This is a genomic window from Maribacter arcticus, assembly GCF_900167935.1.
Taxonomy (GTDB): Bacteria; Bacteroidota; Bacteroidia; order Flavobacteriales; family Flavobacteriaceae; genus Maribacter; species Maribacter arcticus.
Window position 1 is genome coordinate 84,453 of record NZ_FUYL01000014.1, and the last position, 18,532, is coordinate 102,984.

The following is an 18,532-nucleotide window of genomic DNA, read 5'->3' on the forward strand; positions in this document are numbered from 1 at the left end:
CCATTAATTTTCTGACTATGAAAGTAAATACACAATCGGTAAATTTTAACGCAGATAGTGAATTAATTAATTTTCTACAAAATAGGCTAGATAAAGTCGAAACCTTTTATTCTAAGGTCATTAGCTCTGATGTTTACATGAAAGTTGAGAATACGAGTTCTAAGGCAAATAAAATAGTTGAGATTAAAATTACCGTTCCTAAAGATAAATTTATTGTTAAAAAGCAATGTAAATCTTTTGAAGAGGCTGTAGACTCGGCATGTAATTCCTTGGAAAGAAGGTTAATAAAGCAAAAGGAGAAATTAAGATTACAAGCTTGATGAAAATTTTTTAAAATTTGTTTTGAATAAACAAAAAATACTATACATTTGCAGTCCGTTAGAAATAGCGGGCTTTTTTATGACAGAAAAGTCATGAAATAAGCCGATGTAGCTCAGCTGGCTAGAGCAGCTGATTTGTAATCAGCAGGTCGTGGGTTCGAGTCCCTCCATCGGCTCTGAAGTTCTTTAAAATATTAGTTTGAGGGGAGATACTCAAGCGGCCAACGAGGGCAGACTGTAAATCTGCTGACTACGTCTTCGCAGGTTCGAATCCTGCTCTCCCCACTAAACTTTTTAGTAGGAACTTTAAATTGAAATATTGTAATTTTTATAAGCGGGAGTAGCTCAGTTGGTAGAGCGTCAGCCTTCCAAGCTGAATGTCGCCGGTTCGAACCCGGTCTCCCGCTCTATAATTTGACAGTAATGTCATCCCTGCGAAGGCAGGAATCTATTTTGAGAAAAATAGATTCGACACTTTACGCCGGTGTAGCTCAGGGGTAGAGCGTTTCCTTGGTAAGGAAGAGGTCACGAGTTCAATTCTCGTCATTGGCTCAATTAAGGTATAAATTTGTACACTAATATAAACTAAGATTAAAATTCATTAAACATGGCAAAGGAAACTTTCGATCGTTCCAAACCGCACTTAAATATAGGTACTATTGGACACGTGGATCACGGTAAAACTACATTAACTGCTGCTATTACAACTGTTTTGGCAAATGCAGGTCTTTCTGAAATGAGAAGTTTCGATTCTATCGATAACGCTCCTGAAGAAAAAGAAAGAGGTATTACTATTAACACTTCACACGTAGAGTACTCTACAGCTAATCGTCATTACGCTCACGTTGACTGTCCTGGTCACGCGGATTACGTAAAGAACATGGTTACAGGTGCTGCTCAAATGGATGGTGCTATATTAGTTGTTGCCGCTACAGATGGTCCTATGCCTCAAACTCGTGAGCATATACTTTTAGGTCGCCAGGTTGGTATTCCTAGAATGGTTGTATTCATGAATAAAGTGGATATGGTTGATGATGAGGAATTGATCGAGCTTGTTGAGATGGAAGTAAGAGAATTGCTTTCTTTTTATGAGTATGATGGTGATAATGGACCTGTAATTGCTGGTTCTGCATTAGGTGCATTGAACGGTGAGCAAAAATGGGTGGATACGGTAATGGAATTGATGGATGCTGTTGATAGCTGGATCGAATTGCCTGTAAGAGATGTTGAGAAACCTTTCTTAATGCCTGTTGAAGATGTATTTACTATTACTGGTCGTGGAACTGTTGCAACTGGTCGTATCGAGACTGGTATCGCTAACACTGGTGATGCAGTTGAGATTATTGGTATGGGTGCTCAAAAATTAAACTCTACAGTTACTGGGGTTGAGATGTTCCGTAAGATTTTGGATAGAGGTGAAGCTGGTGATAACGTAGGTATCTTGTTAAGGGGTATTGAAAAGTCACAAATTACTCGTGGTATGGTAATCTGTAAGCCAGGTTCTGTTAAGCCACATGCTAAATTTGAAGCTGAAGTTTACGTATTGAAAAAAGAAGAAGGTGGTCGTCACACGCCATTTCACAATAACTACCGTCCTCAGTTCTACGTAAGAACAACTGACGTTACTGGTAACATTGCACTTCCTTCAGGAGTTGAAATGGTAATGCCAGGTGATAACCTTACAATTACAGTTGAGTTGATTCAGCCAATCGCATTGAGCGTAGGTCTGCGTTTCGCTATCCGTGAAGGTGGTAGAACAGTAGGTGCTGGTCAGGTAACTAAGATTATAGATTAATTTAATCTAAAGAGTATTGTGTTTAAGGGTGTCTTGCTCAAGCGGGACACCTTTACATGCAAATAAAAGAATAGGTGGTTTTATATCACTATTCATACGGGTGTAGCTCAGTTGGTAGAGCACTGGTCTCCAAAACCAGGTGTCGGGAGTTCGAGTCTCTCCTCCCGTGCCACAATAAAATTTGGAAGAAATATCCTTTTGTTGAAATAGTAAAACAGAATCTAAAATGTTTACATATATAAAAGAATCCGTTGAAGAGTTAAGGAATAATGTTACTCTTCCTTCACGTGCAGAATCGTCAAACCTGATGGTTATTGTAGCTGTGTTTTCTATCATTTTTGCTTTAGCAACTTGGGGTGTAGATACGGTTTTTAGTAAAGTGATTAAGTTATATTTCAACACCGTTTTAAACTAGTAGGACCTATGTCAGAAGTATTAGAGAAAAAATGGTACGTTGTAAGGGCTGTCAGTGGTCAAGAGAATAAAATCAAAGGATACATTGAAAGTGAAGTAGAGCGTCATGGTTTTTCTGACTATTTAGAAGATGTTCTTGTTCCTACAGAAAAGGTAGTTCAAATTAGAAATGGCAAGAAAATAAACAAAGAAAGAGTTTATTTTCCTGGCTATATTATGATTAAAGCGAATCTGGGAGGTGAAATGGTTCACATTATTCGTTCTATAACGAATGTTATAGGATTTTTAGGGGAAACTAAAGGTGGAGACCCGGTTCCTTTAAGAAAAAATGAAGTGAATAGAATGCTAGGTAAAGTAGATGAGCTTGCTATTAATACAGATAGCGTAGCGATTCCATTTGTATTTGGTGAAACAGTTAAGGTAATTGATGGTCCATTTAACGGTTTTAATGGTACTGTCGAGAAGATTAACGAAGAAAAACGTAAGCTTGAGGTAATGGTGAAGATTTTCGGAAGAAAGACGCCTTTAGAGCTTAGTTACATGCAAGTTGAGAAAGTATAAGAATAAGTGTTACATACATATATTAAAGTAGTGTTGCTTCCGTAAACACACTTTCAATTTAATTTTAAACAATGGCAAAAGAAATAGGTAAAGTAGTTAAACTACAAGTTAAGGGAGGTGCAGCGAATCCATCGCCACCGGTTGGACCTGCCTTAGGTGCTGCTGGTGTTAACATAATGGAGTTCTGTAAGCAGTTTAATGCTCGTACGCAGGATAAACCAGGTAAAATATTACCAGTTGTTATCACCGTTTACAAGGATAAGTCTTTCGACTTCGTTGTAAAAACACCACCGGCGGCAATTCAGCTATTGGAAGCGGCTAAGATTAAGAAAGGATCTGGCGAACCTAACAGAGTAAAATTAGGTAGTGTTACCTGGGACCAAATCAAGGCAATAGCCGAAGATAAAATGGTTGACCTTAATGCATTTACAGTAGAATCGGCTATGAGTATGATAGCAGGTACTGCACGTTCTATGGGTATGAAGGTAGCAGGAAAGAAACCTTTTTAAAATCTTAAAAGTAATTAAATGGCAAAGTTGACTAAGAAGCAAAAAGAAGCGCACTCCAAAATAGAGAAAGATAGATTATACTCTGTTACGGAAGCTTCAGCTTTAATTAAAGAGATAACCAATACAAAATTTGACGCATCTGTAGATTTAGCGGTTCGTTTGGGTGTAGATCCAAGAAAAGCAAATCAGATGGTTCGTGGTGTGGTAACATTACCTCATGGAACTGGTAAAGATGTTAAGGTTTTGGCTTTGGTAACACCAGATAAGGAAGCAGAAGCTCTAGAAGCGGGTGCAGACTATGTTGGTTTAGATGAGTATTTGGAAAAAATAAAAAACGGTTGGACAGATGTTGATGTTATCATCACTATGCCAAGTGTAATGGGAAAATTAGGTCCTTTAGGTCGTGTATTAGGACCAAGAGGTTTAATGCCCAATCCAAAAACAGGAACTGTGACTATGGATGTGGCTAAAGCTGTATCTGAAGTAAAGGCAGGTAAAATAGATTTTAAAGTTGATAAAACTGGTATCGTACATGCTGCGATAGGCAAAGCTTCTTTTTCTGCAGATAAAATAGCAGATAACGCTAGAGAGTTGTTAGATACTTTGAATAAGATGAAGCCAACTGCGGCAAAAGGTGTTTATATGAAAAGTATTTTCATGTCGAGCACAATGAGTCCTAGTTTGCAATTAGATCCAAAGTCAGTTTAACAAACTGTTAGTTAAAAATTATAAGTATGACAAGAGAAGAAAAAGCAACGGTTATAAAAGATTTGACTACGCAGTTGGCAGATAGTACAACCATCTATTTGGCAGATATCTCTGGCTTAGATGCGAGTACAACTTCTGATTTAAGAAGAGCTTGCTTTAAGGCAAATATTAAATTGGCTGTAGTTAAGAATACATTGCTTTCTAAAGCAATGGATGCTTCTGATAAAGATTTTGGCGAATTACCTGAAGTATTGAAGGGGAATACCTCTTTAATGTTTTCGGATGTTGCCAATGCTCCTGCAAAATTGATAAAGAATTTTAGAAAAAAATCTAAAAAGCCTTTATTGAAAGGAGCTTTTGTTCAAGAAGCAATTTACATAGGTGATGAAAACTTGGATGCTTTAGTTAGCATTAAGTCTAAAGAAGAAATGATTGGTGAGGTTATTGGATTATTACAATCTCCTGCTAAGAATGTTATTTCAGGACTTAAATCTGGCGGTGGTAAATTAGCCGGAATCCTTAAAACATTATCTGAAAGATAAGTACGCACTATAAACTAAGTATATTTTAAAAATTTTATTAAACGATAGAAAATGGCAGATTTAAAAGATTTCGCAGAGAAATTAGTTAACCTTACGGTAAAAGAAGTAAATGAGTTAGCTGGTATATTGAAAGATGAATACGGTATTGAGCCTGCAGCAGCGGCGGTAGCAGTAGCTGCTGGTGGTGGTGCTGAAGCTGGTGAAGCGGCTGAAGAAAAAACTGAATTTGACGTAATTTTGAAAGCAGCAGGTGCTTCTAAATTAGCAGTTGTTAAATTGGTTAAAGAATTAACTGGATTAGGCTTGAAAGATGCAAAGGATATTGTTGATAGCGCACCTAAAGCTGTTAAAGAAGGTGTTTCTAAAGATGAAGCTGAGGGAATCAAAAAATCATTGGAAGAAGCTGGAGCAGAAGTTGAGCTTAAATAATAGCAACAACCATATCACTTTTGGTTTAGGTCTTTTCGCTTTTTGCGGTTAGACCTAAGCCTTTTTATAGAATTAGGTATATTTAGAGGTATACAACCCATTTAGTACTCACGATCATAACACTGTCCGTAGATGTTCACAAATCAGACTGAAAGAATAAGCTTTGCTTCCGCAAGAAACACACCGGATTATCCGGATTTCTTGGATATTCAGATTAAATCTTTTCAAGACTTTTTTCAACTAGAGACGAAATCAGATGAAAGAGGTAATGAAGGTCTTTATAATACCTTCATGGAAAATTTTCCAATAACTGACACAAGAAATCAGTTTGTATTGGAATTCTTAGATTATTTTATAGATCCACCGAGATATTCTATTCAAGAATGTATCGAGCGTGGTCTTACATATAGCGTACCGTTAAAAGCACGTTTAAAGTTGTATTGTACGGATCCGGAACATGAGGATTTTGAGACGATAGTACAAGATGTGTATTTGGGTACAATACCTTACATGACTCCAAGTGGTACTTTTGTAATCAATGGTGCAGAGAGAGTTGTGGTTTCTCAGTTGCATAGATCTCCAGGGGTTTTCTTTGGTCAGTCTTTTCATGCAAATGGGACAAAATTATATTCTGCTAGGGTAATTCCTTTTAAAGGTTCTTGGATAGAATTTGCTACCGATATCAATGGCGTAATGTATGCTTATATCGATAGAAAGAAAAAATTACCGGTTACTACATTGTTCAGGGCTATTGGTTTTGAACGTGATAAGGATATTTTAGAAATATTTGATCTTTCTGAAGAGGTTAAGGTTTCTAATGCCGGACTTAAAAAAGTATTAGGTCGCAAATTGGCTGCTAGAGTTTTAAATACGTGGCATGAAGATTTTGTAGATGAGGATACTGGTGAAGTAGTATCTATTGAGCGTAATGAAATTGTACTTGACCGTGATACTATTCTTGAGAAAGAACATATTACAGAGATAATAGATGCAGATGTAAAAACAATTCTTCTACATAAAGAGAATAATGCGCAATCTGATTATGCAATTATTCATAATACCTTACAGAAGGATCCAACAAATTCTGAAAAAGAAGCAGTTGAGCACATCTACCGTCAATTACGTAATGCTGAACCGCCAGATGAGGAAACGGCTCGTGGAATAATTGATAAATTATTCTTCTCTGATCAACGTTACAACTTAGGTGAAGTTGGTCGTTACAGAATGAATAAAAAATTACAGTTGGATATTGGAATGGACAAGCAAGTCTTGACTAAAGAAGATATCATAACTATTATAAAATACTTAATTGAGTTAATTAACTCAAAAGCAGAGATTGATGATATTGACCACCTTTCTAACCGTCGTGTTAGAACAGTAGGTGAACAATTGTCATCACAGTTCGGTGTTGGTCTTGCTCGTATGGCTAGAACAATACGTGAGCGTATGAATGTTCGTGATAATGAGGTATTTACACCTATAGATTTGATTAACGCGAAGACATTGTCTTCTGTAATTAATTCTTTCTTTGGAACAAATCAACTATCTCAATTTATGGATCAAACGAATCCATTAGCAGAGATAACGCACAAAAGAAGACTTTCAGCTCTAGGGCCAGGTGGTCTTTCTAGAGAGCGTGCTGGTTTCGAGGTACGTGATGTTCACTACACACACTACGGTCGTTTATGTCCTATTGAAACTCCAGAGGGTCCGAATATTGGACTTATTTCTTCACTTTCTGTTTTTGCGAAAGTGAACCCAATGGGCTTTTTGGAAACACCATATAGAAAAGTTACTGATTCTGTTGTTGATATTAATAGCTTTACTTATCTAAGTGCTGAAGAGGAAGAAGGAATGAAAATTGCGCAAGCAAACATTCCTATGAATGAAGATGGCAAGATAACTGCTGAAAAAGTTATTGCGAGAGAAGAAGGAGATTTCCCGGTTGTTGATCCATCAGATATTCAATATACCGATGTAGCACCAAATCAAATTGCCTCAATTTCAGCTTCATTAATACCATTCTTGGAACATGATGATGCGAACAGAGCATTGATGGGTTCTAACATGATGCGTCAGGCTGTGCCTTTATTGAAGCCACAATCACCGATTGTTGGTACAGGATTGGAGCGTCAAGTTGCTTCTGATTCAAGAGTGTTAATTAATGCTGAAGGAGATGGTGTTATTGAGTATGTAGATGCTCAAAAGGTTACCATAAAGTATGATAGAACTGATGAGGAAAGATTAATCAGTTTTGAAGAGGATGAGAAAACTTATTTCTTGGTGAAATTTAGAAAAACCAACCAAGGAACCAATATTAACCTAAAGCCAATTGTAAAAAGAGGCGATAGAGTTAAGAAAGGTCAGGTTTTGTGTGAGGGTTATGCAACTGAAAAAGGCGAATTAGCTTTAGGTAGAAACTTAACCGTAGCTTTTATGCCATGGAAAGGATATAACTTTGAGGATGCAATCGTGATTTCTGAAAAAGTTGTTCGTGAAGATATTTTCACATCTATTCATGTAGATGAATATTCTTTAGAAGTTAGAGATACAAAATTAGGAGCAGAAGAGCTTACCCATGATATACCAAACGTTTCAGAAGAGGCAACTAAAGACCTTGATGAAAATGGTATGATTAGAATAGGTGCCGAGGTTAAACCTGGCGATATTCTTATAGGTAAGATTACACCAAAAGGTGAATCTGATCCAACACCCGAAGAAAAGTTATTACGTGCCATCTTTGGTGACAAAGCTGGTGATGTTAAGGATGCATCTTTAAAAGCATCGCCTTCATTGAGAGGTGTTGTAATCGAGAAGAAATTGTTCTCTAGATCTGTAAAGGATAAGAGAAAACGTTCTGAAGATAAGGAAGATCTTTCTAAACTTGAATTGGAATACGAAGTAAAGTTCCAAGAATTAAAAGATGTACTTGTTGAAAAATTATTTACCATAGTTAATGGTAAAACTTCACAAGGTGTACTTAATGATCTAGGAGAAGAGGTTTTACCTAAGGGTAAAAAGTATACCATGAAAATGTTAAATTCTGTAGATGATTTCGCTCATTTAGTTGGCGGAAGCTGGACTACAGATAACGATACAAATACATTGGTTGCTGATTTACTTCACAACTATAAGATTAAACTTAACGATTTACAGGGTAACTTGAGAAGAGATAAGTTTACAATTTCTGTAGGAGATGAATTGCCAGCAGGTATTATGAAGCTTGCTAAAGTTTATGTAGCTAAAAAACGTAAACTAAAAGTTGGTGATAAAATGGCCGGTAGACATGGTAACAAGGGTATCGTTTCTAGAATAGTGCGTCATGAAGATATGCCGTTCTTAGAAGATGGAACTCCTGTAGATATCGTTTTGAATCCATTAGGTGTACCATCTCGTATGAACATCGGACAGATTTATGAAACTGTATTAGGCTGGGCAGGACTTAAATTAGGTAAGAAATTTGCAACACCAATTTTTGATGGTGCAACTTTAGACCAAATTAATGCCTACACTGATGAAGCAGGTATTCCAAGATTTGGACATACATACTTATTCGATGGTGGAACAGGACAACGTTTTGATCAACCAGCTACTGTTGGTGTGATTTATATGTTGAAACTTGGTCACATGGTAGATGATAAGATGCACGCTCGTTCAATAGGACCATATTCTTTAATTACACAACAACCATTGGGTGGTAAAGCTCAATTTGGTGGTCAACGTTTTGGAGAGATGGAAGTTTGGGCACTTGAAGCATATGGTGCATCGGCAACTTTACGTGAGATTTTAACGGTTAAATCTGATGATGTTATCGGAAGAGCTAAAACCTATGAATCTATCGTAAAAGGTGAAACTATGCCAGAACCTGGTTTACCAGAATCTTTCAACGTTTTAATGCACGAACTTAAGGGATTAGGTTTGGATATTAGACTTGAGGAATAGTTCAATATTTATATTGAAGACTATTAAGTAAAACAAATTAAAACATTATCAGCACGCTATTATGGCAAGAATAAAAGATAATAACCCAATAAAAAGGTTCGATAAAATTTCAATAGGATTAGCTTCGCCAGAATCAATTTTGGCAGAATCTAGAGGAGAAGTTTTAAAGCCTGAAACAATAAATTATAGAACTCACAAGCCAGAACGTGATGGTTTGTTCTGTGAGCGAATTTTTGGTCCTGTAAAGGATTACGAATGTGCTTGTGGTAAATATAAACGTATTCGTTACCGAGGTATCGTTTGTGACCGTTGTGGTGTTGAGGTTACTGAGAAAAAAGTAAGAAGAGACCGCGTAGGGCATATTAATTTGGTAGTACCAGTAGCTCATATCTGGTATTTCCGTTCTTTACCTAACAAGATAGGGTACCTTTTAGGCTTACCATCCAAGAAATTGGATATGATTATTTACTACGAACGTTATGTGGTAATACAACCAGGTGTAGCTAAAGGTCCTGAAGGAGAGGAAGTTCAAAAAATGGATTTCTTAACTGAGGAAGAATACTTGAATATTTTAGAAACCATTCCTCAAGAAAATCAATATCTGGAGGATTCTGACCCTAATAAGTTCATCGCTAAGATGGGAGCAGAATGCTTAATTGATTTGTTAGGAAGAATTAATCTAAAAGAACTTTCTTTTGAACTAAGACATAAAGCAAATACTGAAACTTCAAAGCAACGTAAAACTGAAGCTTTAAAGCGTTTACAGGTAGTTGAAGCTCTTAGGGAATCTCAAGAGAATAGAGAAAATGAGCCAGAGTGGATGATTATGAAGGTAATTCCGGTTATTCCACCAGAATTACGTCCATTAGTTCCATTAGATGGTGGTCGTTTTGCAACTTCAGATTTAAATGATCTTTACAGAAGGGTAATCATTAGAAATAACCGTCTTAAGAGATTAGTAGAAATAAAAGCTCCAGAAGTAATTTTACGTAATGAAAAACGTATGCTTCAAGAAGCTGTAGATTCTTTATTTGATAATACAAGAAAAGCATCTGCTGTTAAGACAGAATCGAATAGACCATTGAAATCTCTTTCAGATTCATTGAAAGGAAAGCAGGGTCGTTTCCGTCAAAACTTATTAGGTAAGCGTGTTGATTATTCCGCACGTTCGGTAATTGTTGTAGGTCCAGAAATGAGGTTGTTCGAATGTGGACTTCCAAAGGATATGGCAGCTGAATTATACAAGCCTTTTGTAATCAGAAAATTGATTGAAAGAGGTATTGTTAAGACGGTAAAATCAGCTAAAAAAATAATAGATAAAAAAGAGCCTGTAGTTTGGGATATTTTAGAGAATGTTTTGAAAGGACATCCTGTAATGTTGAACAGGGCTCCTACACTTCACCGTTTGGGTATTCAAGCGTTCCAGCCAAAACTAATTGAAGGTAAGGCTATACGTTTGCACCCGTTAGTGTGTACTGCATTTAACGCCGATTTTGATGGTGATCAGATGGCAGTTCACCTTCCTTTAGGACCAGAAGCAATTCTAGAATGCCAATTATTAATGTTGGCTTCACATAATATTTTGAACCCAGCTAACGGTTCACCGATTACGGTACCTTCTCAGGATATGGTTTTGGGTCTGTATTATATGACCAAAGAAAGAAAATCAACTCCAGAACTTATTGTTAAAGGTGAAGGGATTACATTTTATTCATATGAAGAGGTAGAGATAGCTTTCAATGAAGGAATGGTTGATTTGAATGCTGGTATCAAAGTAAGGGCGAAAGATTTTAATGAAGAAGGAGAATTGGTTTACAAGATTATTCCAACTACAGTTGGAAGGGTATTGTTTAACATGGAGGTGCCGGAAGCTGCTGGTTACATTAATGATGTATTGAACAAGAAATCACTTCGTGATATTATTGGTGGTATATTAAGTGTAACTGATGTGCCTACAACAGCTGACTTCTTGGATAAGATTAAAACAATGGGGTATGATTTCGCATTTAAAGGCGGATTATCCTTTAGTTTGGGAGATATTATTATTCCGCCAGAGAAACATGAGATGATTGCTGAAGCTAACTTACAAGTTGATGGAATTAAGGCCAATTATAACATGGGTCTGATTACTAACAATGAGCGGTATAATCAAGTAATTGATGTTTGGACTTCTACGAACGCACAATTGACTGAATTGGCAATGAAGCGTATACGTGAAGATCAACAAGGATTCAACTCGGTATATATGATGCTTGATTCTGGTGCAAGGGGTTCTAAAGAGCAAATTCGTCAGTTAACAGGTATGCGTGGTTTGATGGCCAAGCCTAAAAAATCTACTGCAGGTGGTGGGGAAATTATTGAAAACCCTATCCTTTCTAACTTTAAGGAAGGTTTATCCATTTTGGAGTACTTTATCTCAACTCACGGTGCGCGTAAAGGACTTGCGGATACTGCTCTGAAAACGGCAGATGCAGGTTACTTGACTAGAAGATTGGTTGATGTTTCGCAAGATGTTATTATCAATACAGAAGATTGTGAAACATTAAGAGGTGTCGAAGTTCAGGCACTTAAGAAGAATGAAGAGATTGTTGAAAGTCTTGGGGAAAGAATTTTAGGTCGTGTATCATTACATGATGTATATAACCCAATGACCGAAGAATTACTTCTTACTTCAGGTCAACAGATAATGGAATCTGATGTGAAGAAGATTGAAGCTTCTCCAATTGAAAAAGTAGAAGTTCGATCTGCTCTTACATGTGAAGCTGAAAAAGGAATCTGTGCTAAATGTTACGGAAGAAACCTTTCTACCAATAAAATGGTACAAAGAGGTGAAGCTGTTGGTGTTGTTGCTGCTCAGTCTATTGGTGAGCCAGGTACGCAACTTACATTAAGAACTTTCCACGTGGGTGGTATTGCAGGTAACATTTCAGAAGATAACAAATTAGAAGTAAAATTTTCAGGAGTTGCTGAAATTGAAGATTTGAGAACTGTTAGAGGTGAAGGATTAGATGGTAAACCTGCTGAAATTGTTATTTCAAGAACAAGTGAAATTAAGGTAGTAGATGCTAAAACAGGAATTACCTTAAGTACAAATAATATTCCTTATGGTTCGCAATTATTTGTGGATAACGGAGCTAAGGTTACTAGAGGAGATGTAATCTGTTCATGGGATCCATATAACGGTGTTATAGTTTCTGAATTCCCAGGTAAAATTGCTTATGAAAATATTGAACAAGGTGTAACTTACCAAGTTGAAATTGATGAGCAAACTGGTTTCCAAGAAAAAGTAATTTCAGAATCTAGAAATAAGAAGTTGATTCCAACTTTATTGATTCAAGATTCAAAAGGTGAAACATTGCGTTCTTATAATTTACCTGTTGGTTCACACATCATGGTAGATGATGGAGATAAGATTAAGGAAGGTAAGATTTTGGTTAAAATACCACGTAAATCTGCGAAAGCGGGTGATATTACTGGTGGTCTTCCAAGAGTTACCGAATTATTCGAAGCTAGAAATCCTTCTAACCCAGCGGTTGTTTCTGAGATTGATGGTGTAGTTTCATTTGGTAAAATCAAGAGAGGTAATAGAGAAATTATCATTGAATCTAAATTAGGTGAAGTGAAGAAATATCTTGTAAAACTTTCTAACCAGATTCTAGTTCAAGAGAACGATTATGTAAGAGCTGGAATGCCTTTGTCTGATGGTTCAATTACTCCAGAAGATATCTTATCTATCAAAGGCCCATCAGCAGTACAACAGTACTTAGTTAATGAGGTTCAAGAAGTATATAGATTACAAGGAGTTAAGATTAACGATAAGCACTTTGAAGTTGTTGTAAGACAAATGATGAGAAAGGTAAGAATTCAGGATCCAGGTGATACTATCTTCTTAGAAAACCAACTTATTCATAAAGATGATTTCATCAAAGAGAATGACGATATCTTCGGAAAGAAAGTGGTAATGGAAGCTGGCGATTCTGACAATCTTAAACCAGGACAAATTGTTACTCCTCGTGAACTTAGAGATGAAAATTCTTTACTAAGACGTGGTGATAAAGCTTTAGTAGAAGCACGTGATGCTGTATCTGCAACTGCGACCCCAATTTTACAGGGTATCACAAGAGCATCTTTACAGACGAAGTCATTTATTTCCGCTGCATCTTTCCAAGAAACGACTAAGGTGTTGAACGAAGCTGCCGTAAGTGGTAAAATTGATACGTTAGAAGGTCTTAAAGAGAATGTAATTGTCGGTCATAAGATTCCGGCTGGTACGGGAATGAGAGACTACGACAGCATTATCGTTGGATCCAAAGAAGAATATGATGAGATAATGGCCAGAAAAGAGGCCTTAAGATTTTAATATGATTATAACCCTCAAATTTAATTTGAGGGTTATTTTTTATAATTGATATAATATGAGTGACAATAAAAATCCGAATCAAAAGCAAATTAACATAGAATTGGATGAAAAAATGGCGGAGGGAATTTATTCTAATCTAGCTATAATTAATCATTCAGTATCAGAGTTTGTGGTGGATTTTATTAGTATGATGCCCGGTGCTCCAAAGGCAAAAGTGAAGAGTAGAATAATTTTGACTCCACAACATGCTAAGAAGTTTTTAAAAGCCTTGAATGATAATGTTCAACGTTTTGAAAAAGCTCATGGTACAATTAAAGATTATGAACAACCTTCGATACCAATGAATTTTGGTCCGACAGGAGAAGCTTAAAAAAAAGCCCAACTTTTAAAAGTTGGGCTTTTTTTATTCAAACTCAGAAGTAAAATGAAGTTTTACTAAAGGGTATTTTTGTTGAGTCATTTGTAGAGAGAATTGAGAATCTGCCAAAAACACCAATTGTCCTCTTTTGTCTTTCGCTAAGAATTTTTGTTTTACGCGTTCAAATTCTTTGAATTCTTCGGTTTTTCTATTTTCGTTCCCTACCCAGCATGCTTTGTATACATTGAAATTTTCGTAGCTACACTTTGCCCCATATTCATGTTCAAGTCTGTACTGTATAACCTCAAATTGTAATGCGCCAACCGTTCCAATAACCTTTCTGCCATTTAATTCTAAGGTAAATAATTGTGCAACACCTTCGTCCATTAGCTGGTCAATACCTTTGTTCAACTGTTTTGATTTCATCGGATCGGCATTATTAATATACCTAAAGTGTTCAGGAGAGAAACTAGGTATACCTTTATAATGTAAAATTTCTCCTTCGGTAAGGGTATCACCAATTTTAAAGTTACCAGTATCATGTAGACCTACAATATCACCAGGGTATGAAATATCAACAATTTCTTTCTTTTCTGCGAAAAATGCATTCGGACTAGAGAATTTTAGATTTTTTCCTTGACGTACATGTAAATAAGGTTTGTTACGCTCAAAAGTTCCTGATACTATTTTTATAAATGCTAAACGATCTCTATGTTTTGGATCCATATTAGCATGAATTTTAAACACAAAACCGGTCATGTCTTTTTCATTAGCTTCTACTAACCGTTCTTCTGCATTTTTAGAGCGTGGGGTAGGAGCAATTTGTATAAAACAATCCAATAGCTCTCTTACTCCAAAATTGTTCAATGCAGATCCAAAGAAAACAGGTTGTTGGTCCCCCTTTAAGTATAACTCTTTATCAAATTCAGGATAGACGCCCCAAACCAATTCTAAATTTTCCCTTAATTCGGTTGCTGCCTTGTTTCCTATTATTTTATCCAATTCAGGATTGGTTACATCATCAAATGCAATGGTTTGTTCGATGTTCTTTTTGCTGTCTCCACTAAAAAGATTAATGTTTTTTTCAAATATGTTATAAATGCCTTTAAAATCATATCCCATTCCAATAGGGAAGCTTAAAGGTGTTACCGAAAGACCTAATTTTTGTTCCAATTCATCTAAAAGGTCAAAGGCATCTTGCCCTTCTCTGTCCATTTTATTGATGAATACCAACATAGGAATTTTTCGCATTCTGCAGACCTCTACTAATTTAACGGTCTGCTCTTCGACACCTTTAGCAACATCAATAACCACAATGACACTGTCTACTGCGGTCAAAGTTCTAAAAGTATCTTCTGCAAAATCTTTATGCCCAGGGGTGTCTAGTATATTGATTTTTTTATTCTTATAAATAAATGCAAGTACAGAAGTTGCTACAGAAATTCCTCTCTGTCTTTCAATCTCCATAAAGTCACTTGTAGCCGATTTTTTTATTTTATTGTTTTTAACGGCTCCAGCTTCCTGAATTGCACCTCCAAAAAGTAATAATTTCTCTGTTAATGTGGTCTTTCCGGCATCAGGGTGAGATATTATGCCAAAGGTTCTTCTTCGCGCTATTTCTTGCTTAAAAGTCATGTAGAATATTTGTGCAAAAGTAATATAAATTGAATTCTTAACCTTTAAGTTTAATTAATGAAAACCTATAATGGTAAGTTTTATTTTATTAGGATTATACCATGTTTTATAGTCTAGTTTAAAATTTTGATAATTTATTTATTATTTTGAATAGTCTTTTTGTTTAATATCATCGTAATTAGAGTGTGAATTTTGCCAAGCATTAGTAATTGAGCTAAGATTTAGGTTAATTATCTAGTGAATTTGATGGTTGAACGAAAAACAATTTGAGTTGAATAATTTATAATATATCTTAGCACAGTGTTTATTAAGACAGCCCCACTTTCTTAAAAGAACCTAGTACTACCGTGCCATGGTGATTAGTAAAATACTAACACTTATGGGTAAAATTACTTTGACATTACGTTACTTTTTTTCGTTGAAAGGCTACGTTCTTTTAGCAACACTATTCTTAACGTTTTCCTTTGCTTCTATTAACAATTTAGAATCCGATTTATCAAGTCTGTATACTATAGATACAGATGGTGATGGGGTTTTGGATTCAATTGATATTGATGATGATGGTGATGGAATAATAGATTCTAATGAGGATAAGAATTTAGATGGGGACTATAATCACACAACAAATCCAACGGATACCGATGGAGATAAAGTTCCGGATTATTTAGATTTTGATTCGGATAATGATGGTCTTATAGATAATATTGAAGCACAAAATCCACAAACCTATTTAGCTCCATCCAATGTTGATGTTGATAAGAATGGATTGGATGATTGTTATGAAAATTCACCTGGATCTAGTGAAGGAATTACACCAATTGATACTGAAGGCGATACTATTTCGGACTATTTGGATATCGACTCAGATAATGATGGCATTCTAGACCAAAATGAATCAAGTAGTTTAGGAACTGAATTGCTGTGTGACCGGATTGCTCATTTAGATTTTAGTGCTGAACCATTACTTGAGTTCGGTATGCAATTTTCTGAAGGTTCTATATATAGGATAAACAGTGTATATCTAGGAATTGATGCGTTAATTTCAGTTGATAAAATTTTGAATGCTAGAATTGATATTCTAGATCAGAATAATGTTGATAGTCAATTTTTTAAACCGGAAATTCAATTTGAATTTTCCGATGAAGTTCGAAGACCTTATGTGGATTTAAGAATATCATTTGTTGAAACTAAAACTTCGAAACCAATTTCGATCCCTGAAGTTATTGCAAATTTTATTGATGTTGATGGTAATCCTAATTATCAAGAGTTTAATCGATTTGACACTCCAGCTAGTTTCACGTTAAATTCCCCTACGGAAGTTATAGTGAATAATACTTCTGGTGGGCTTTTGATAAATGGGGGAGTGAAAGAGTATACTGGTATTTCAAATCAAAACCCTTCTGTAAATCTTGCAGTAGAATTTCTTAATCTTTCGAGCTTTGTTTTTAGATTTGGTGTGCAGACATTATCATCAGATAATTTTTCTACTGTTGTAAGACAATCAGGAATTCAATTTTCATGTTTAGAAAATTTTGATAATCCACAAACTATTACATTTAGCGAAGATGTAGATTCTGATAGGGATGGAATTCCTGATAGATTGGATATTGATTCTGATAATGATGGAATCCCTGATAATGTTGAAGCTCAATCTACAAATGATTATTTAGCGCCAACCGGAGGAGATAATGATAATGATGGCTTGGATAATGCCTATGAAAATGGTGATTTTGAAGGTTTGAACCCTGTGAACACCGACGGCACAGATAATTTAGATTACCTTGACGATGACAGTGACAATGATTTGGTTCTTGATAATAATGAAGGCAATGATTTTAATTTCGACGGTATTCCTGATCAGAACTTTATGGGAATCGATACAGATGGAGATGGACTTGACGATGGTTACGAAGGTTCTAATATTAACGACGGCTTCGATGTAAATGATGAGATTAACGACCCTGCAAACGACCTACCCGATACCGATGGTACGGAGGATGTTAACTATAGAGATCTTGACGATGACGGCGACGGAATCGATACTCCCGATGAAGATGCCAATAATGATGACGACCCTACCAATGATGATACGGACAATGATGGAACCCCAGACTATCTTGATCCAGACCAAGGTACTGATACCGATAGAGATGGTGTGCCTGACAGCGCAGACCTTGATGATGATAATGATGGTATTTTAGACACAGTAGAAGATCTGAATATTGATGGGGACAACGACCCATTGACCGATTCATTAGATTCGGACAATGATGGTATACCGAACCACCTTGATATCGATAGTGACAACGATGGTATACCGGATAATGTTGAAGCCCAAACTACTTCGGGTTATATAGCTCCAAACGAAGATGACGCGGCGACGTATGCATCTAACGATGGTGTCAACAGTGCCTATCCTTCGGGACTTACACCTGTAAACACCGACGGCACAGATAATGTAGATTACCTGGATGATGACAGTGACAACGATTTGGTTCCTGATAATAATGAAGGAAACGATTTTAATTATGACGGTATTCCTAATCAGAACTTTACGGGAATCGATACAGATGGAGATGGACTTGACGATGGTTACGAAGGTTCTAATATTAACGACGGCTTCGATGTAAATGATGAGATCGACAATCCTGCCAACGACCTACCTGATACCGATGGTACGGAGGACGTGAACTACAGAGACCTTGACGATGACGGCGACGGAATCGATACTCCCGATGAAGATGCTAATAATGATGGCGACCCTACCAATGATGATACGGATAACGATGGAACCCCAGACTATCTTGATCCAGACAGTGGTAATATTGAAGATTTGGATGTTATAGATGATGTTGTCACCACACCGATAGATACACGAATAGATGTAGCTATTTTAGATAATGATTTTGGAATCCCGAGCGATGGTACGTTGACATTGACAGAACCATCTAACGGAATT

General features: G+C 36.3%; 13 protein-coding genes and 5 tRNA genes. 17 read left to right on the forward strand and 1 reads right to left on the reverse strand.

The window, feature by feature from the left end:
* Positions 1–17: 17 nt before the first annotated feature.
* From hpf to B5X55_RS18405, 16 genes are all read left to right on the forward strand, one after another.
* The gene (gene hpf / locus B5X55_RS18330; RefSeq protein ID WP_079514631.1) at positions 18–320 is read left to right on the forward strand and encodes a ribosome hibernation-promoting factor, HPF/YfiA family; all 303 of its coding nucleotides are present in this window, start codon (positions 18–20) and stop codon (positions 318–320) included.
* A gap of 102 nt (positions 321–422) precedes the next feature.
* A tRNA-Thr gene (locus B5X55_RS18335) sits at positions 423–496 on the forward strand.
* Between the two features lie 27 nt (positions 497–523).
* Positions 524–605 (forward strand) — tRNA-Tyr (locus B5X55_RS18340).
* A 49-nt stretch (positions 606–654) separates the two neighbouring features.
* Positions 655–727, forward strand: a tRNA-Gly gene (locus tag B5X55_RS18345).
* 73 nt (positions 728–800) lie between these two features.
* Positions 801–872, forward strand: a tRNA-Thr gene (locus tag B5X55_RS18350).
* 55 nt (positions 873–927) lie between these two features.
* The gene (gene tuf / locus B5X55_RS18355) at positions 928–2,115 is read left to right on the forward strand and encodes an elongation factor Tu (protein WP_079514633.1); all 1,188 of its coding nucleotides are present in this window, start codon (positions 928–930) and stop codon (positions 2,113–2,115) included.
* Between the two features lie 96 nt (positions 2,116–2,211).
* Positions 2,212–2,287 (forward strand) — tRNA-Trp (locus B5X55_RS18360).
* A gap of 54 nt (positions 2,288–2,341) precedes the next feature.
* Entirely contained in the window at positions 2,342–2,530 is a 189-nt protein-coding gene (secE, locus tag B5X55_RS18365; RefSeq protein ID WP_079514635.1) for a preprotein translocase subunit SecE, read from the forward strand.
* Between the two features lie 8 nt (positions 2,531–2,538).
* A complete protein-coding gene (gene nusG, locus B5X55_RS18370) occupies positions 2,539–3,090 on the forward strand; it encodes a transcription termination/antitermination protein NusG (RefSeq protein ID WP_079514637.1) in 552 nt (183 codons plus the stop codon).
* 71 nt (positions 3,091–3,161) lie between these two features.
* Entirely contained in the window at positions 3,162–3,599 is a 438-nt protein-coding gene (gene rplK, locus B5X55_RS18375) for a 50S ribosomal protein L11 (protein WP_027067854.1), read from the forward strand.
* An 18-nt stretch (positions 3,600–3,617) separates the two neighbouring features.
* Positions 3,618–4,307, forward strand: a complete 690-nt coding sequence (gene rplA, locus B5X55_RS18380; RefSeq protein WP_079514639.1) for a 50S ribosomal protein L1 — start codon at positions 3,618–3,620, stop codon at positions 4,305–4,307.
* A gap of 26 nt (positions 4,308–4,333) precedes the next feature.
* The gene (gene rplJ / locus B5X55_RS18385; RefSeq protein ID WP_079514641.1) at positions 4,334–4,849 is read left to right on the forward strand and encodes a 50S ribosomal protein L10; all 516 of its coding nucleotides are present in this window, start codon (positions 4,334–4,336) and stop codon (positions 4,847–4,849) included.
* 51 nt (positions 4,850–4,900) lie between these two features.
* On the forward strand, positions 4,901–5,278 hold the full coding sequence (rplL, locus tag B5X55_RS18390; protein WP_079514643.1) for a 50S ribosomal protein L7/L12: 378 nt from the start codon (positions 4,901–4,903) through the stop codon (positions 5,276–5,278).
* A 132-nt stretch (positions 5,279–5,410) separates the two neighbouring features.
* Positions 5,411–9,220: a DNA-directed RNA polymerase subunit beta gene (gene rpoB, locus B5X55_RS18395; protein ID WP_079514645.1), complete on the forward strand. Its 3,810-nt coding sequence runs from the start codon at positions 5,411–5,413 to the stop codon at positions 9,218–9,220.
* Positions 9,221–9,281: 61 nt separating this feature from the next.
* Entirely contained in the window at positions 9,282–13,580 is a 4,299-nt protein-coding gene (rpoC, locus tag B5X55_RS18400) for a DNA-directed RNA polymerase subunit beta' (protein ID WP_079514647.1), read from the forward strand.
* Between the two features lie 55 nt (positions 13,581–13,635).
* A complete protein-coding gene (locus B5X55_RS18405; RefSeq protein ID WP_079514649.1) occupies positions 13,636–13,950 on the forward strand; it encodes a DUF3467 domain-containing protein in 315 nt (104 codons plus the stop codon).
* A 33-nt stretch (positions 13,951–13,983) separates the two neighbouring features.
* Here B5X55_RS18405 and B5X55_RS18410 read toward each other — a convergent pair whose 3' ends face one another.
* Entirely contained in the window at positions 13,984–15,573 is a 1,590-nt protein-coding gene (locus B5X55_RS18410; protein WP_079514651.1) for a peptide chain release factor 3, read from the reverse strand.
* A 379-nt stretch (positions 15,574–15,952) separates the two neighbouring features.
* On the opposite strand from B5X55_RS18410, the gene B5X55_RS18415 reads away from it, so the two are divergent.
* Positions 15,953–18,532: gliding motility-associated C-terminal domain-containing protein (locus B5X55_RS18415; RefSeq protein WP_200811638.1), on the forward strand; the 2,580-nt coding region annotated here is incomplete at its 3' end.

Bases quoted from the DNA above. Each gene is read 5' to 3' on its own strand.
- hpf (WP_079514631.1), top strand. From the start codon at position 18: ATGAAAGTAAATACACAATCGGTAAATTTTAACGCAGATAGTGAATTA.
- tuf (WP_079514633.1), top strand. From the start codon at position 928: ATGGCAAAGGAAACTTTCGATCGTTCCAAACCGCACTTAAATATAGGT.
- secE (WP_079514635.1), top strand. From the start codon at position 2,342: ATGTTTACATATATAAAAGAATCCGTTGAAGAGTTAAGGAATAATGTT.
- nusG (WP_079514637.1), top strand. From the start codon at position 2,539: ATGTCAGAAGTATTAGAGAAAAAATGGTACGTTGTAAGGGCTGTCAGT.
- rplK (WP_027067854.1), top strand. From the start codon at position 3,162: ATGGCAAAAGAAATAGGTAAAGTAGTTAAACTACAAGTTAAGGGAGGT.
- rplA (WP_079514639.1), top strand. From the start codon at position 3,618: ATGGCAAAGTTGACTAAGAAGCAAAAAGAAGCGCACTCCAAAATAGAG.
- rplJ (WP_079514641.1), top strand. From the start codon at position 4,334: ATGACAAGAGAAGAAAAAGCAACGGTTATAAAAGATTTGACTACGCAG.
- rplL (WP_079514643.1), top strand. From the start codon at position 4,901: ATGGCAGATTTAAAAGATTTCGCAGAGAAATTAGTTAACCTTACGGTA.
- rpoB (WP_079514645.1), top strand. From the start codon at position 5,411: ATGTTCACAAATCAGACTGAAAGAATAAGCTTTGCTTCCGCAAGAAAC.
- rpoC (WP_079514647.1), top strand. From the start codon at position 9,282: ATGGCAAGAATAAAAGATAATAACCCAATAAAAAGGTTCGATAAAATT.
- B5X55_RS18405 (WP_079514649.1), top strand. From the start codon at position 13,636: ATGAGTGACAATAAAAATCCGAATCAAAAGCAAATTAACATAGAATTG.
- B5X55_RS18410 (WP_079514651.1), bottom strand. From the start codon at position 15,573: ATGACTTTTAAGCAAGAAATAGCGCGAAGAAGAACCTTTGGCATAATA.